Below are 16,079 nucleotides of genomic sequence, written 5' to 3' on the forward strand. Positions count from 1 at the left end.
CGGCTTTATAATATTAGTATATGAGCAGATTGGAGAAGGTTAAGCATTTTTTCGGAATAGAAAAATTAACAAAATATACACATGATTTTTTTGATGCTTCAAATATACGTTCAAGTTTATATGTAGCTTCCGTTGTAGTTGTTCTTGAACTCTGGATGATTTGCAGCACACTCTTTTTTCAATTTGTAGGTGACCTGAATCGTTCAGATAAATGGCTGTTTACCCATCTTCTCTGTTATTCAGTTTTATTGATATCAGCATTAGTTCTTCTTATCTATAGTATTTTACATCTTAAGAAAATTGTTAAAAATCAAAATGTCTGGTGGACAATCAGGTTTGTATTTGCTGTAATTTCAATCGCATTTGGGATTTACATTTCTTATCTTGATTATCTTAAGGGTGAACAGTTCATCACACTTATGACAATGACCATAATCGTTTTTTGTTTTACGGTATGGCGCCCTATCTATTCGATTATATTTCTTACAACTTCTTATGGAGTATTTTTCTATCTCTGTAATTCAGCAATACCAGCATCTTATGCAACAAAAGTGAATCTGAGCATTGTTTTAATAATCATTCTTTTAAGTGCAATCAACTCTTACAGACAAAAATTAAGTGAAGCAAAAAAAGATGAACAGCTGGAACAGGCTCATGATATCCTTTTGAAATTGTCTATTAGCGATGAAGTTACCGGAATTGCAAATATGAATTATTTCAGAGGCCAGTCCTTTGAATTGATTAACAAAAATGGCATTGATATTCACCAGTATATCTATCTGTATTTTGATATAGAGAATTTTAAGATGCTTAATCAAAAATATGGATTCTGGGAAGGTAATTCGTTTTTAAAGAAATTTGCAGATTTATTGAATCAGACTTTTGAAAAATCCCTGACAGCTCATTTTTCAAACGATAACTTTGTTGTACTTACAAAAGATGAAAGAATCAAAGAAAAGGTTTTAGATATCTGCAAGAAGCTTTCTGAATATCAATATGATATAAAACTTGGAATTAAAGTTGGAGCTTATAAACCTGAGAATAAGGAAGTACTTCCTCTGGTTGCCTGTGACCATGCACGTTATGCCTGTAATTCAATTAAAAAGCATTATAATATCACCTATTGTCTTTATGATGAGACAATGTCTTTAAGATTCCAGAAAAAGCAGTACATCATCAATAATTTTGATAGTGCCATTAAGAATGAATACATTCAGGTTTATTATCAGCCATTTGTAAATTCTCAAACAGGAAAGATTTGTGGAATGGAAGCTTTAGCCCGCTGGAATGATCCGCAATTTGGTTTCCTCTCCCCTGTTGATTTTATTGAAACACTCGAAGAATACTATCAGATTCACAGACTGGATATGTATATAGTAGAAAAGGTTTGCCAGCATATTGAATCTGCAAGAGCTAGAGGCAGAAAAATAATTCCTGTTTCACTGAACTTTTCAAGACTTGATTTTGATTCACTTAATCTTGCAGAAGAAGTCGAAAACTGTCTGAAAAAGTATAACATTGATAAGTCTGATATTCATATTGAAATTACGGAAAGTACTCTTTCAGAAGATGATATAAAACTTCAGGAAGAACTTAAGAGTTTCCGTGCCCATGGTTATGCTCTCTGGCTTGATGACTTTGGATCAGGTTATTCAGGATTAAATGTTCTTAAAGAATATGATTTTGATTTATTGAAAATTGATATGAAGTTCCTTTCAAACTTCGAAGGAAATGAAAGAGCCCGTCAGATTCTTAAGAATGTAATAAATCTGGCCAAAGACATTGGAATGCAGACTCTTACAGAAGGTGTTGAAACTCAGGAAGCTTATGATTTCCTTCGCGAGAATGGCTGTGAAAAGCTTCAGGGGTATCTTTTCAGCAAACCAATTTCCCGCGAAGAACTCGAAGCAAAACTTGATGCCGGCACTTTTGTAATTGAATAGCCGTTTAAAAAGCTTAGCTGCGACTCTTAATAATTTCTGCTATTTTCTTTACATCCTGGATTTTTCCCTTCGCTGCAATAAGAAGAGAATCATCACTGTCTACAATTACAACATCATCAAGACCAATAGTTGCAATTGTTCGTTTTCCGCCACGGATATAAGAGCTTGTTGTATCAAGAGTAATTACATCATCACCCTTTATAACATTCTGATTTTCATCTTTCTGGCTGATGTCATAAAGTGCACTCCAGGATCCAACATCATCCCAACCTGCATTCAACTTTACTACACGGCCTTTGGAAGTTTTTTCCATAACCGCATAGTCAATTGAATCGCCTTTAATCTGACCAAATGAATCCTTATCCAGACGTATAAAATCTGTATCAACTACAGCTTTTTCAAAAGCCTGAATAGAAAGCTCTGCCATTTCAGGATTAAAAGTTTTTAATTCTTCAAGGAAAATTGCAGCCTTAAAAACAAACATTCCGCTGTTCCATGCATATTCACCGCTTGCAAGATATTCCTGAGCTTTTTCAAGACAAGGTTTTTCTACAAATTTTTCAAGCGTAAAGGCACCATCACTTTCATCTCCGGCTGCTTTTACATATCCATAACCGGTTGCAGGGAATGTCGGAACAATTCCGAAAGTAACAAGATAGCCCTGTGCGGCATTATTGGCAGCTGTAAGAACTGCCTTCTGGAAAGCTTCTTTATCAGCAATAACATGATCGCTTGGAAGAACTACAACAACTGCATCCTTATCCTGTTTCATAGCAGCACAACATGCAGCAGCAATTGCAGGTGCAGTATTTTTAGCCATCGGCTCAAGAAGAATTGTAGGCTTAACTTCACTAACTTCACCAATCTGCTGGGCAACCATAAATCGATGGTCCTCCCCGCAGGAAATTATAGGAGCACCAAGTTCAAGCCCCTTAAGGCGGAGCAAAGTCTCCTGAATCATTGTATTTTTAGTAACAAGTGGCAAAAACTGTTTAGGATGATCCCCCCAGCTCAAAGGCCACAAACGTGTTCCGGCTCCACCGGAAAGAATTATTGGAATAATCATATCATTATTATAGTAAATAATTATGCAAAGCGCAAACAAAGGAAATGATCTTTTTTATTTCACATTGATCTGACACAGCTTCATTGCAGACAGTGCAGTCTCATGACTCTGAGGAGTTACACAGGCACAGCATGAAGAATCGACTGAAATCTTAACTTCAGGAAGTTTTGCTTTAAGAATAAAGGCATTGCTGATAACGCAGATTCCTGTGCAGAGACCTACAAGTTCAATTTCTTCAAGCCCATCAAGAGTTGCGACATAATCAGCAAGCGCCATAGAGCCAAAAGAAGGCTTATCAAAAATACGGCTATCACCTACATTAAGAGCGCTTGAAATCTGCCAGCCGTTAGAACCTTCAACACAATGAACTACAGGAAGATTCTTTCCTTCCTGAGTTTCAAGATAGTTCAGCTGATGTGTATCGCGAGTGAACACAACCATTTCACCAGCAGCTCTAGCCTGCTCTATCTTCTTAGCAACCTCAGGAACAATAGCAACAGCTTCTTTAGTTCCAAGTGCTCCGTCTATAAAATCATTCTGCATGTCTATTACGATTAAAAGTTTCATGATTCCTATTGTATCATTTTTTTGATATAATAAAAATATATCTGGGGCTGTAGCTCACCTGGATAAACGTTTGAATCTATAAATAGATAATTCATAAAAAAACAGTCCACTGGACTATTTTTTTATGAATTTACAATTGTATTAGGTTCAAGTCCGATCAGCTCCAAATATTCTTTGAATTGAAAAACAATTTAAACGTGTTATAATATTAAACGGAGGTTTTGAATATGAAATATCCATTTCTTACTTTAGACGATCAGACAGAAATTGTTCACTCAGAAATGCTTCCATATGGAAAAGTTCAAGTATACATTGAAAAGCCTGATGAAAAAGATTGTTTTCATAACGCCTCTTGTTATATTCCTGGATACGAATGGAAAGACATTAACGGATTTACAAAAGAAGAAATAGCACGCTATCAGGAAATCATTGAATCAACTGCACATTTAATTCTTGATTTTTCTAAAAAAGGTGGTTTCGAGAATGCCGCAGGTTTTTAAAATTGGTTCCTATTGGGTTTATTTCTGGGCCGATGAAAATGAACCTCTTGAACCAATACATGTACATATCGCAGAAGGCAGTCCTGTAAAAAATGCCACAAAAGTCTGGATTACCAAATCTGGTAAATGTTATCTCTGCAATAATAATTCAAAAATTCCAAATCATGTTTTAAATAATATTCTGAAAATTCTTGAAGCCCGCAGTTCTGAAATTATTGAAAAATGGATTAAATTTTTCGGCCAGATTTCTTATTACTGCTAACAGTCCCATCAACTCCAAATGAACCGATCAAAACTTCACGAATCTATCATCAATAATTCTCAAATGACTTTTGCTCGCAGTGGCGGTAATGGTGGTCAGAATGTAAATAAGGTAAACACAAAGGTCCATCTGATTATTCCAGTTACCTCACTCGGCGGCCTTACTGATGTAGAACTCATTCGCCTTCGTTCAAAGCTTTCTGCAATGATTAATAAGGATGGCTGTCTTTTCCTTGATGTAGATGATGAACGCTATCAGGAACGTAATCGTGAAATTGCTATTTCACGTCTTGAAAATAAAATTGTGCAGGCGTTGGTTATTCCCAAAAAGAGAATCAAAACAAAACCTACGCGAGCAAGTAAAGAACGCAAATTAAAACTGAAGAAGATTCGCAGCGAAATTAAAAAGAACCGCGGGAAGATCTGGTAGTCCCTAAAATTATCTGTTTTAGAAACTATTTATATTCCGGCGCAATTGACTCCAGTAGCTTCTGCATTTTTGCGAATTTTTCTTCATGCGAAAGCTTTTCTTTCTTGCCTTCTGATTTCTTGATTTTATCCCACTGAACATTAAGCTGTTCCAGCGTCATTTCCTTCTTTTCAAAAACATGCGGATGCCGGCGGATAAGTTTTTCAGCAGCTCCATCTAAAACCTCATCAACAGAAAACTTCCCCTGCTTTTCATAAAGAGCCGCAATCTCAACCGCATTCATAATTACATCGCCCAGCTCTTCCTTAGAGTGCTCCACGTCCCCCTCTACAATCACTTCCAGAGCCTCAAAAGTTTCTTCCACAAGATACTTCTTCATACTCTCCGGAGTCTGAACAGAATCCCACGGACATCCGTCATGAGCGATGAGAGTTTTTATTACTTCGTATAAGCGGGTGAATGAATCAGACATTTTGAAACCTCAATTATTATTATGCAGGAGGGGAAGGCCTTCCCCTCGCTCGCACTACGTTGCTCGCTACCCCTTCTAGCGGGCTTAAGCGCCGCCCGCAACTCCTGCTTTTATAAACAATACTTTTACAACAACACAAATCCACCACTTTGTGCATATCTCCACATATCGCTAATCAGATTTGGTTTGTAAGTTTTAAATTGATGTTGAACAAAAGTAGAATTAAATTTCCTTAAATCATCATTACGATTTTGAATGAGCTTTACATATTCCATTCTCGGAATCTTATTGTTTTTTCGCATATTACAAGCTGGACATGCTAAAACAAAATTCCAGAGTTTATCTTCCTTTATAAAACTCCAAGGGATAAAGTGGTCCACATGAATCTCATACAATTTTCTTCCACAATAAAAACAATTATACTGTTCAAATTCATTATAAAGAACCTGACGGAACACAGATAAATCATCACGTTGTGGTGTTGCTAATTCAAGTTTTTCTAAAAGTTTTGTAACAACAGATTCATCATTTATCTTTTCCAAAAACTTAGCCCATGCATAATAGTTGAGTTTTTCAATTTCGATTTTATATTTAAGCATAAAATTAAAAGCATAAGGATTCAGAAAAATTCCATCACCTTTCAAATCAAAAGCATAAAGGCAATTCTGAAAATCTCTATGAAGAGCACCGATTACATTTCTTCGGCAGTCATTGCTCACTTGTTTTATAACAGAGCTTCTCTTTTTTTCTGGAATTGAAATAAAAGGTAAATTTGCAAAAGATGATTCTTCCTGAATTAATGCTATGAAAATCTGTTCTATTTTGGAATATTCGCTCTTCCCATCAGGCAGCATTTGTTTTAAATGATATTTAGTAATCAGATTCCAATAGTTTTCAGCAAATTTTCCAAAAAGATTATCATAGCTGATGAAAAGGCTAGAATCCTCCTCTTCACTATTAAAGAGATTATCTAGAATAGATTTTACTAGGCCAAATTTATACGTTGTCCTTTTGGCGGAACTATCTGAAAATACATAATTGAATAACATCCAAAAAGTATCTTCATTTATTGGCCCCTCCCTTAATGTTCCAGAAGTCTTATTCCATCCTGCTGCCATATATCTCCAAAAATATTTATTCTTTGTAAGCTGCTTCTGTAAGTAACAATATTAAATCTTCAATATTCTCCATATCTGAAGGTAAAATTGTTAAAATATATCTATTGCGCTTAGCATTATATCGCCATTCTATTCCTAATTGATTGATTGAATTATCAATAGATTCTAATTGTTCTGCTTTGACCAATAAACGAACCCATTCTTTTTTAGGCTTAAAATAAATGAAATTGTTTACAATTCCATCTTTTGATAAACCGATATAAGGCTTTACATAATTTAATTCATAACCGACTGCTTTTTTTTGAATATAAGAAAGCAATGTATCTGTCATATTTAAGCTTTTTACACAACTCTTTGTTTCCCAATACTGTCTATCAACTTTTGCATAAGAATCTGTATCGTCAATTTCAGAAGCGATTGGAGCAAGATTTATAACTTTTGTAAAAATAAGTGAAACTTTATCTCCGACTTTTACTGCTTTCATTTGCAATGCAATAATTGGAATAGCTTTATTAAATAAATGAATAACATTTAAAAATCTATGTGTAATATCTTCCGCAATTATCACAGCAACATGATCATATGCTGGATACCTATTTTTTTCTAAATCCCAATATTCAATTGTTCGAATTATATGACTTGCATCTGTTTCCCCAAGTTGTATTTCTACCTCGTATCTAATAGGATTTTCATCATCATCATTTTCCAACAATAAATCTAATCTTCCACCAGATTCTTGTTTTCGTTCTTTATCTCGAACATGAACATTTCCTAAACCAAGAATCTCTGGATTTTCTGCTATTGTTTGTTGTATCCAAGCTTCATTAATTTCAGAAGATTTTTTTAAATCTATTTCTGGAAGTTTTACAAATTCTGTCATATAACAACCCTCCTAGGTCAAAACAATTCTTTCTTACAGAATCTCTTCAATTTTATCCAAAATCAGCTGATCCGCAGGCAACCAATCTACAGAACGTAAAGTTTCTTTTGTTACCCATTTGGCAGCTTCATGCTCGAGAAGTTTCAAATCACCAGAAACAATTGTACACAGAATACAATGCATAGTCAGATGAAAATTTGGATAATCGTAATCCACTACTCCAAGAATTTTTTCAGCCTTTACTTCTGTCGCCAGTTCTTCTCGAATTTCTCGTTCAATACATTGTTCAGGAGTTTCACCAGGTTCAAGTTTTCCGCCAGGAATTTCCCAGCCATCTTTATAATCGCCATAACCACGCTGAGTTGCAAATATTTCTTTTTTATTTGTCTCTGGATTTGTGCGAAGAATAATTGCTCCGCTTACTGTTACTTGTTTCATTTTTTATGCCTCTAAATAACTATATAAGTTTTGTGGAACAGAAGGTTCAATATCAAACTGTAGATTAACAACGGGAAGCATTTGACCTTTCTCATTTGGAATCTGAGTCTGTTCCTTTGACTCGTAATCTGTTTTCATTTTTCCAATATAATAAAAATCAGTTCCTTCATTATCATCTTTTTTGATAAAGAGTTCTATCTGTATATTGTTTGTTTCCTGATTTAAGATTGCTTCAACATCTGGGGAATTCAAATATCTCTTATTTTTACTCATCCAATTGAAGCGAGTATTATTTATAAAATAATCTTTATACTTGGTTGAAGATGAAATATCTTCTGCTTTTTCATAAGTTACAAAAACAGGACACTTCTTTCTTCCTTCGACTTCCTGAATAATATAACCGCCAACATTCTGAGGATTCTGGTCTTTGTCAAAGTTCATAATTTTGAAAACATCTTTTCTAGAATATTTTCTATAATAAACCAAACCATCATCACCATATACTTCATTTTCTTTTATTGTTGCCTTATTGATTCCATATTCTAGAAGATCGAGAAGATGCTCTTTATAAAGATTATTCTGAAGCATGCTATTAAAACTTTCAGTTTTTGAAAATGTCTTTTTTGCATTATCATAAGAAACATAAGATATCTCTCCATATTTCTTTTGATCTTCCTGACGATAATACTCTTTTGAAAGTACCTTTAGGATTTGTTTTACACTACCTTTAAAGACAACTTTTCTTTGTGACAATTCATTAGAAAACTGTTCAAGCGTTACTGTATTATTTTCAACTAATAGCTTTAATAAAAGAAGTTCATGCATCCTAAAACCATGTGAAAATTCCAAAGAAATAAATTGTAAAGAAGTTCTATGCTTTGGTTCTAAATCTGTATATTCCCTATCCATCTTTTTTAAGAACTCATAATATGAACCTGCATAATCAATAAAAAGATGGGGATCAATAAATCCGTTATTTACAAAATCCATCATAGTTGGAATTTTTGCTAATCGCATTTTGAGTTTATTGAATTCTTCTTTCAGTAATTTAAGCTGTGTAAAATTAGTATCATTAATTGCTTGGTAAATCTTTTGTCTTGCTATTTCATTAATTTGAACCGTTGAAGTCCCAGGTAATCCTGAAGAACCAGTATTCATAACTTTACGAAGATTATCTTTGTTGTATGAATTATCTCCATAAAGGGCTATTGGAATAAAGAAATTGTTCTCGTAGTTTCCAATAAAATCTATAACAGAAACATATGATTTTCCTTTATATTTTCTCAATCCACGACCAAGCTGCTGAACAAAAATGATAGCAGATTGAGTTGGACGAAGCATTACAACTTGATTTACCGAAGGGATATCAACGCCTTCATTAAAAATATCCACACTGATAATATACTGAAGTGGATTATCATCTGATTCCAATTCCTGAATTACTCTTTCTCGTTCTGCATCTGAATTATCTCCAGTAAGATATTTTGTATAATATCCATCATTGTTTAATTTAGCAGACAACTCTTTTGCTTCATCAATTCGACTACAAAATATTAATCCCTTAACTGGATATGCAAAATTTCTATAAAGATTTATTGTTCGCTCAATATGCTTAATTCGCTCTTCACAAATAAGTTTACTAAAATCAGAGTTGTCATCAATAACTTCACCATCAACAGTCAAATCTGAAAGTCCATAATAGTGGAATGGACAAAGAAGCTCTTCTTCCATTGCTTTTTGAAGTCTAATCTCATAGGCTATGTTATTATGAAACATAGAGAAAATATCGAAACCATCTGTACGCTCTGGAGTTGCTGTAAGACCTAACAGGAATTTTGGAGTGAAATAATCTATTACTTTCTTGTAGCTTTCGGCACCAGCATGGTGAACTTCATCAACAATTATGTAATCAAATTCGTTTTTCTCGAAAGACTTTAATGTGTCTTCTTTTGCCAAAGTGAATACAGATGCAAATAAATAATCAGCATCAATATCTTTCTGACTTCCATTTAAAAACCCAGTTTTGATATTTGGAAAAATATTCTTAAAACTTTTTTCAGACTTATCAAGAATCATATCTCGATGTGCGACATACAATACTTTGCGAGGTTTTTCTTGCTTTACATCAAAAATGGAAAGATAGGTTTTACCAGTTCCAGTTGCTGCAATTAAAAGTGCTCGATTTTGATTTTCTTCACGTAGATTATGCAGTGCTACCAATGCTTCTTCTTGCATTGAGTTTGGAACAATTTCCATTTCTACATCATCTTCTTCTATTTCAATTTCAGTTGTAAATTCTGTAAATTGCTCGAATTGAGTTTCTTCTAATTCTTCTCTAAAAGCTGGAACAATTGGATTTTTATCTTCATCCTTTTGTAATTCCTTTTCCTGTTTTCGTAATTCTTTAATTTGCTTATTAACAAGCTTTAAGGTCAGTTTCTTTTCTTCATATTTGTTAGAATACTTTTTAAGCCATTCTTCATTTACTTCATTTGCTTGCTTCCAGACTTCTTCGAATTCTTCGCGTACTGAAAATACAATTTGACCATCTGTACATGAAAGGAATTTCACACTCCACTCTTGATTCATTGTTAATGCAGAGGCTGTTAAATTTGCACTTCCAATAATAATTGAATAATAATTACTATGCTCAAAAATATAACCTTTTGGATGGAAACCACCTTTTGTATAAGCTCTGATTTCAATATTTGGAAACTGCATTAATTCTCGCAATGCTGAAGGCTGTGTAAAATTCAAATAGTTTGTAGTTAGGATTCTTCCTTTAATCGGATTTTCTCGATGAGCTACAGAATATAAAGCAAGTTCATCTAGCTTTTGTTTTATTGCAGCAAGACCTTCGTTATTTATAAATGCAACAGAAAAATCAAAAGATTTACAATTTGATAGTTCTTCAAGTAGTGATGTTAAAATCTTTTTTTCTCTATGATAATCATTAATCAATAGTGATGGTGCCAATTCAGAAATTGAATGATGTGTTTTTGAAATAAACCCCGTTTGTAAGCTTTGCAACAATTGAGCAGAATCTAAACTCGTCATACTAGCAGCTTACCAGGAATTTAAAAAAAGAACCAGATCTCTGCGTTAGGCTATGGAGCACCGCCGGAGGCGTCCACCGCAGCGAGCTGAATGGCGAGTGAGGAGGATGAGCGGTAGCGAAGTGCGGAACAGCCGACCGGACGCCTGAAAGGTGGCCGGGAACGCCCTATTTATTCTTCACCCTCTCCGCCATCTTCTTCACTTCGTCTGCATACATCTTCTTCAATTCCGGCGGATTTACAACAGTAACTGAAGCTCCAAATCTCAAGAGCCAGTATAGTGTTTCCTGAATCTGGTTTGTTTCAAAACTCAAATAGACTGTGCCGTCTTCATTCTGGCTGCACTGCTGATTTTTATGCCAGGTGCGTTCCAGGACGTATGTGTTTATTGACTTATCAAAAAGAAGCTCTATTTTCTGCGGTTTTGTTTCGTTATTCCAGATTCCAAAGTTCGGATCTATATGGACTTTCTGCTGATAACTTTTGTCATACTTAAATTCATCGCCAAGCTCAATGTTCTTCATTCGGGCTAAGGTGAATGTTGCGAAATCTTCATGCTTTGGTGAATAGCCCAGAATATACCAGTCGCCTTTCTGATTGTAAATCTTATATGGATGAAGTTCGTGTGGAGTATATTCAGTGGCGCTGATTTTTCTGTAATCAAACTTCATGATTTTATGAAGTTTTGTTGCTTTAAACACATCATTAAAAACTTCTTCGGGGATAACCGGAATCGGGTCTGCTATGAACTCTACGTCGTTTGCGAAACTTGACTGCACTTCTACCTGATTGGGCAGCATCTGAGACAGTGTGTTATAAACTTTTTCGATTGTCTTTTTAAGCGGTGTATTATTGTAGCGTTCCATGAGTGGCAGGATTCCTGTTACTGCAAATACTTCGCTTTCTGTGAGCATCATGTTTTTTACAAAGTATGTGTTATCGCTGTAATAATAGCCTTTACGCATCCTGTCATATTCGATTGGTGCGTTGTAATAGATTTTCAGCTCGTCGATATCGCGAAGGATTGTACGGCGGGAAACTTCCAGTTCCTTCATAAGGCGTTCAACACTCGGGTATCCGAGATTCTGAATTGCCTGCTCTATCTTAAATAATCTTAATGGCTTTGTATGATTTTCTTTTATTCTGGCGCTCATAGGTTAATTATATCACAAAATATCCCAAAAAAATGATTTTCAGTGCCTATTTTTGGCACCTGTAACTACTATACTATAATACAGAATAAATATTCAAACTGCAATATTAAAGAGAGGTAAACATGATTACAGGATTTCCAAGTCCGGCTCAGGGCTACGAGCATAACCAGATGGATTTTAATTCCTACATTATCAAGCATCCTTCGGCAACTGTTGTAAGGAACGCATTTATAAAGAAGTTGGGATTCCGATCTGCGTTGGTGCCGGCCCTACGAAAACTCTCGCAAAGCTCTACAACAAAAAGGCAAAAGAGCACGGTGGAGTTTTTGTATATAATCCTGACAAGGTTGATGCTCTGCTTGAACAGACTGACTGTGCCTCTATATGGGGAATCGGACCTGCCCGTGCTCAAAAGCTTGAGATGCACGGAATTAAAAATGCCTTGATGCTCAAGCACATGCCGTTATGCGACGCAAAGAGGCTTCTGACTTCTCAGGGCTTTGAAACTGTAATGGAATTAAACGGCAAGCGCTGCATGGATAAAATAACAAGGCAAACAAAAGATATTATTACTTCAAGCCGTCAGTTCTCTAAGAAAGTTTATGATCTTGATACTCTTGAATGTGCCCTGGTTGAATACACGGAACTCGCTGTAGAAAAACTGCGCAAGCAGAACTCTGAATGCAGAATTGTTCAGATTTGCATTTCTACCTGTAATTTTTATTCAGATAAGCTGGATGAGCAGTATTCTAATGCGGCCTTTGCAGAGCTACCCCGCCTTACTTCCTACACTCCGGATTTAGTAAATGCCGCAAGACTTATTCTTCCTCACATATATCATGAAAGCTACGGCTACAAAGTAATTATGGTAACGCTCCTGGATATTATGCCTGCCCAGTATCAGGGCTGGCTTTGGATAGACCCGAAAGAAGACATCAAAAAACGAAAACTGATGGAAGCCGTTGATACAATAACAAACACCTACGGCCGCCGTTCCATCACCCTCGCTAAGTCCTGGACTAAGACTGGCTGGGAAATGAAGCGGGAATTTTTGAGTCCGATGTCAATTTCTGATAATCTCCAGAGAAAGGAGAATATAAATGATTGATTGTCTTGCAGTTGCACTTGGCGGTGCCATAGGTTCAGTTCTACGTTACCTGATTGGATTGCTTCCTCTCAAAGAGCAGACTCTGTTTCCGATAAAAACTTTTGCAATAAATGTTCTTGACTGTTTTATCATCGGACTGATTGCTGCTTTCAGTTTATGATCAAGCAATCTTAATCCCCGCCTGATGTTATTCTTGAAAGTTGGAATCTTCGGAGGTTTTACAACAATTTCAACGTTTGCACTTGAAAGCTCTAATCTTCTGAAAAACGGACATCCAGGAATTGCAGCTTTATATATGTTCCTGAGCATTGCTATAGGAATCGCATTTGTTCTACTTTCAGAACTTTTCATAAAAAAATAAATTAGATATTATATAATTAGTTATTCTTCAGTATTTCTCTGGCTGCATCTCCAACTCTATTCTTCAATTCTTTTGGCCCCAAAATTCTTGCACTACCTCCGAAAGACATAACCCATGCAACAACCTGACCCAACTGATTAGTTTCAAATGAAAGATATACAGAACCATCAGGATTTTCTTTCATTGTCTGACCTTTGTGCCAGGTTCTTTCCATTACGTATGTTTTCAATCCTTTCACAAACTCAATTTCAACCTTAAACTTTTCGCCGCTGTTTCCCCAGGCTCCCATTTGAACATCAATATGCTGTTCAAGTTTAAAGTCTTTCGGAATAGAAAACTTGTCTTTAGTGATTTTACTGTTTCTAATTCGTGGCATTGCATAAAGTCTGATTGCCTGCGCATGATGCGAATATCCAAGAACATACCAGCTGCCTTTCTGGCAAATCATATGATAAGGATCAAATCGTCTTTCTTCATAATCAGTATTCTGTGCAGTCTTGTATTCCATCTGCAGTGTAAAATGCGCCTTTGTTGCTTTTAATACATTTTCGAAAACTCCTTTTTCTAAAGTCGTTATCGGGTCAGAAATAAAATGAACTTCATTGTTTATCAAAGCTGAATCAACAGTAATATTTTCAGGCAACATTTCAATCAGCTTATTCATCAGGTTTCTGTAAGATTCTTCAAGCGGAGTATTTTTATATTGTTCCAGCAAAGGAAGAATTGTAGAAAGTGTCAGGAGCTCTCCTTCCTTAAGCATAACCTGCTTAATATAAAAAGTGTTGTCAGTGTAATAATACCCATTCTTCTGAAAGTCATACTCTATTGGTGCTCCGTAGTCATCCTGCAATGTTCTTATATATCGACCAAACGTACTGCGGCTGAATTCAGTTCCCCAAACTTTATTAAGCTTATTAGCATTCGGATATTCACCGTTTCGGATTGCCTGGTCAATTTTCATCAGATAATTCAGAGTATGAAATGAATTGTTCTTTACTTCCTTCTGCTTTTTCTGTGCCATAAATAACTCTCCTGCAGTTTATTTCGCTTTCAATAATGATTTAATTTTGCTTTTGACTTCATCAAGATTACTGTTAGTCAAAATCGGAATAATGCCATCAATTTCCTCGATTGAATAATCCCACCATTTCCATTCAAGCATTAATTTTATTAAATCATCATCAAAACGTTTTCGAATAATTCTTGCAGGATTTCCGGCAACAATTGTGTAAGCTTCAACATCAGAACCAACAACACTATTTGCTCCTATGATTGCACCATTACCAATTTTTACGCCAGGAAGTATTGTTGCATTTTGACCAATCCAGACATCATTCCCAATAACTGTATCTCCTCTAAGCTGTAAATCTTCTGTTTCCGGTGGATTCATATTCCACCCTTCAAGTGTGTAAAATGGAAAAGTCGAAACTGCATTCATCTGATGATTTGCACCATTCATTACAAATTCCACACCAGCTGCAATCTGACAAAATTTTCCAATAATCAGTTTGTCTCCAAGCCATGGATAATGATGGGTTACATGAAATTCAAAATCCGAATCAGCTATATAAGTAAAATCACCAACTATTATATTTTCATTTTTTATTGTTGGTTTCACGTATATTTCTTTATCATAGCCCGCAATCGGATGAATTGTATTTGGATCAGGACATTTTCCATTTTTCATGATTTTCTCCTGCAAAAAATTATATCACACTATTTTTGAGGGTGCACCATTATTTGCGACACCCCTTGTTTTATAATTAACTCGATGATAAGGAGGATAAAGCCTATGAACGCACAGATTTTAATTAAAACAGCCAATGACTGGTTTGAATTCACAAAGAGCAAAACAGGACAGCTTGACTATGTTGGTAAATGGGAACAGAACAACAAGCCTGATGTAGACGGCGCAAAGAAACTTGCTTCAAGCACTTATTACACTCCAAGTTTCTTCACATTCATTGATTCAGCTTTGAACTGTAATCCGGTCGTTTATGTAGCACCTGATGCAGATGTTTCAGACAAAGATGTATTTGATTATCTCATTCATATTGGAGCATTACTTGCTGCAGTAGAAGCAAAGAACAGTTTGCTTGCCGGTGAATTATATCTCCGCCGTCGTACAGTATTTGAGAAGTTTGCACAGCTTACACAGTACATTCTTGAACCATACTGCGTAGAGATTCTTTTCTCTCTCTGCTATGGCTGTATGGCAAATATTGATCCAGATACAGTTCCTTTACTCTTTGAAAGCGTAAAAGAAAAACTAGACTTTGATTCTTCACGCGAAACTCTGGACCAGGCTTACATGAGATGGTTTAAGAAGAACAACGTAACTCTTACTTTGCCTCTTGTTGGTACATGTTTCTATAACTGGGATGCAGAGCCTTATGTTCTCGATAAACTTTGCGACAATCTCAACTGTGATGACCTTCTTGGAATGGCAGAAAAGATTCGCAATGCAAAACATAATTTCTATGAATCTCTTGAAACAGTTGTACAGGCAGAGCCATATAACAGCCACGACAAGAACTCAATTCTTGTTTGTATCGAAAGTCCAGAAGCAAAGATTGCTGGTAATCCAGGTCTTGAAAAAGCCGGACACATCAGAGCTCTGGCAGCAAAGATTATCCGTGAATCAAAACCTAAGATGATGGCTTATCCAAGTAAACTTGCATATGTAGGTGGAGAGGAAATCGTTGTGTCTGTTAAACTTTAATGG

At 35.6% G+C, this 16,079-nt stretch carries 16 protein-coding genes and 2 pseudogenes; 8 read left to right on the forward strand and 10 right to left on the reverse strand.

The annotated features are described in order from the left end of the window. Positions 1 to 20: 20 nt before the first annotated feature. Positions 21 to 1,943, forward strand: coding sequence for a GGDEF domain-containing phosphodiesterase (locus BMY21_RS13300; RefSeq protein ID WP_074644978.1), 1,923 nt, complete (start codon positions 21 to 23; stop codon positions 1,941 to 1,943). A 13-nt stretch (positions 1,944 to 1,956) separates the two neighbouring features. On the opposite strand, the gene BMY21_RS13305 is transcribed toward BMY21_RS13300, so the two are convergent. Continuing rightward, a complete protein-coding gene (locus BMY21_RS13305) occupies positions 1,957 to 3,009 on the reverse strand; it encodes a mannose-1-phosphate guanylyltransferase/mannose-6-phosphate isomerase (protein WP_074644980.1) in 1,053 nt (350 codons plus the stop codon). A gap of 54 nt (positions 3,010 to 3,063) precedes the next feature. Continuing rightward, positions 3,064 to 3,576 carry a cysteine hydrolase family protein gene (locus BMY21_RS13310; RefSeq protein ID WP_074644982.1) on the reverse strand — a complete coding sequence of 171 codons (513 nt, stop codon included), beginning with the start codon at positions 3,574 to 3,576 and terminating at the stop codon, positions 3,064 to 3,066. Positions 3,577 to 3,803: 227 nt separating this feature from the next. On the opposite strand from BMY21_RS13310, the gene BMY21_RS13315 reads away from it, so the two are divergent. The 3 genes from BMY21_RS13315 to arfB are packed head-to-tail and all read left to right on the forward strand — an operon-like array spanning position 3,804 to position 4,767. Next, entirely contained in the window at positions 3,804 to 4,076 is a 273-nt protein-coding gene (locus BMY21_RS13315; RefSeq protein WP_074644984.1) for a hypothetical protein, read from the forward strand. Continuing rightward, entirely contained in the window at positions 4,060 to 4,338 is a 279-nt protein-coding gene (locus tag BMY21_RS13320) for a DUF4160 domain-containing protein (protein ID WP_074644986.1), read from the forward strand. The genes BMY21_RS13315 and BMY21_RS13320 overlap by 17 nt, the downstream gene beginning before the upstream one ends. Positions 4,339 to 4,356: 18 nt before the next feature. Then, positions 4,357 to 4,767 (forward strand): alternative ribosome rescue aminoacyl-tRNA hydrolase ArfB, encoded by a 411-nt coding sequence (arfB, locus tag BMY21_RS13325; RefSeq protein WP_074644988.1) that lies wholly within the window; start codon positions 4,357 to 4,359, stop codon positions 4,765 to 4,767. A gap of 25 nt (positions 4,768 to 4,792) precedes the next feature. On the opposite strand, the gene BMY21_RS13330 is transcribed toward arfB, so the two are convergent. The 6 genes from BMY21_RS13330 to BMY21_RS13355 form a co-directional block, all read right to left on the reverse strand. After that, positions 4,793 to 5,239, reverse strand: coding sequence for a MazG nucleotide pyrophosphohydrolase domain-containing protein (locus BMY21_RS13330; RefSeq protein ID WP_074644990.1), 447 nt, complete (start codon positions 5,237 to 5,239; stop codon positions 4,793 to 4,795). 125 nt (positions 5,240 to 5,364) lie between these two features. Next, positions 5,365 to 6,357: an HNH endonuclease gene (locus BMY21_RS13335; protein WP_074644992.1), complete on the reverse strand. Its 993-nt coding sequence runs from the start codon at positions 6,355 to 6,357 to the stop codon at positions 5,365 to 5,367. A gap of 16 nt (positions 6,358 to 6,373) precedes the next feature. After that, positions 6,374 to 7,237, reverse strand: coding sequence for a hypothetical protein (locus BMY21_RS13340; protein ID WP_074644994.1), 864 nt, complete (start codon positions 7,235 to 7,237; stop codon positions 6,374 to 6,376). A 33-nt stretch (positions 7,238 to 7,270) separates the two neighbouring features. Beyond that, positions 7,271 to 7,675: a (deoxy)nucleoside triphosphate pyrophosphohydrolase gene (locus tag BMY21_RS13345; protein ID WP_074644996.1), complete on the reverse strand. Its 405-nt coding sequence runs from the start codon at positions 7,673 to 7,675 to the stop codon at positions 7,271 to 7,273. Positions 7,676 to 7,678: 3 nt separating this feature from the next. Next, entirely contained in the window at positions 7,679 to 10,732 is a 3,054-nt protein-coding gene (locus tag BMY21_RS13350) for a DEAD/DEAH box helicase (protein WP_074644998.1), read from the reverse strand. Between the two features lie 166 nt (positions 10,733 to 10,898). Next, a complete protein-coding gene (locus BMY21_RS13355) occupies positions 10,899 to 11,885 on the reverse strand; it encodes a helix-turn-helix transcriptional regulator (protein ID WP_074645000.1) in 987 nt (328 codons plus the stop codon). Positions 11,886 to 12,135: 250 nt separating this feature from the next. On the opposite strand from BMY21_RS13355, the pseudogene BMY21_RS16145 reads away from it, so the two are divergent. From BMY21_RS16145 to crcB, 3 genes and pseudogenes are all read left to right on the forward strand, one after another. After that, a pseudogene (locus BMY21_RS16145) lies at positions 12,136 to 12,306 on the forward strand (hypothetical protein); the annotation flags it as partial. Next, positions 12,307 to 12,993 (forward strand): DinB/UmuC family translesion DNA polymerase, encoded by a 687-nt coding sequence (locus BMY21_RS13365; RefSeq protein ID WP_074645003.1) that lies wholly within the window; start codon positions 12,307 to 12,309, stop codon positions 12,991 to 12,993. It abuts the pseudogene before it with no gap. Further along, a pseudogene (gene crcB, locus BMY21_RS16090) lies at positions 12,986 to 13,354 on the forward strand (fluoride efflux transporter CrcB). Before BMY21_RS13365 ends, crcB begins: the two are co-directional and overlap by 8 nt. Before the next feature lie 16 nt (positions 13,355 to 13,370). Here crcB and BMY21_RS13375 read toward each other — a convergent pair. Next, entirely contained in the window at positions 13,371 to 14,375 is a 1,005-nt protein-coding gene (locus BMY21_RS13375; protein ID WP_074645005.1) for a helix-turn-helix transcriptional regulator, read from the reverse strand. Between the two features lie 18 nt (positions 14,376 to 14,393). Then, positions 14,394 to 15,041, reverse strand: a complete 648-nt coding sequence (locus BMY21_RS13380) for a CatB-related O-acetyltransferase (RefSeq protein WP_074645007.1) — start codon at positions 15,039 to 15,041, stop codon at positions 14,394 to 14,396. Positions 15,042 to 15,146: 105 nt separating this feature from the next. Here BMY21_RS13380 and BMY21_RS13385 point away from each other — a divergent pair, with 105 nt between their 5' ends. Then, positions 15,147 to 16,076 carry a hypothetical protein gene (locus BMY21_RS13385; protein WP_074645009.1) on the forward strand — a complete coding sequence of 310 codons (930 nt, stop codon included), beginning with the start codon at positions 15,147 to 15,149 and terminating at the stop codon, positions 16,074 to 16,076. The last annotated feature ends 3 nt before the right edge of the window (positions 16,077 to 16,079 follow it).

This window comes from Treponema bryantii (genome assembly GCF_900111035.1).
In the GTDB taxonomy this organism is placed as follows: Bacteria; Spirochaetota; Spirochaetia; order Treponematales; family Treponemataceae; genus Treponema_D; species Treponema_D bryantii_C.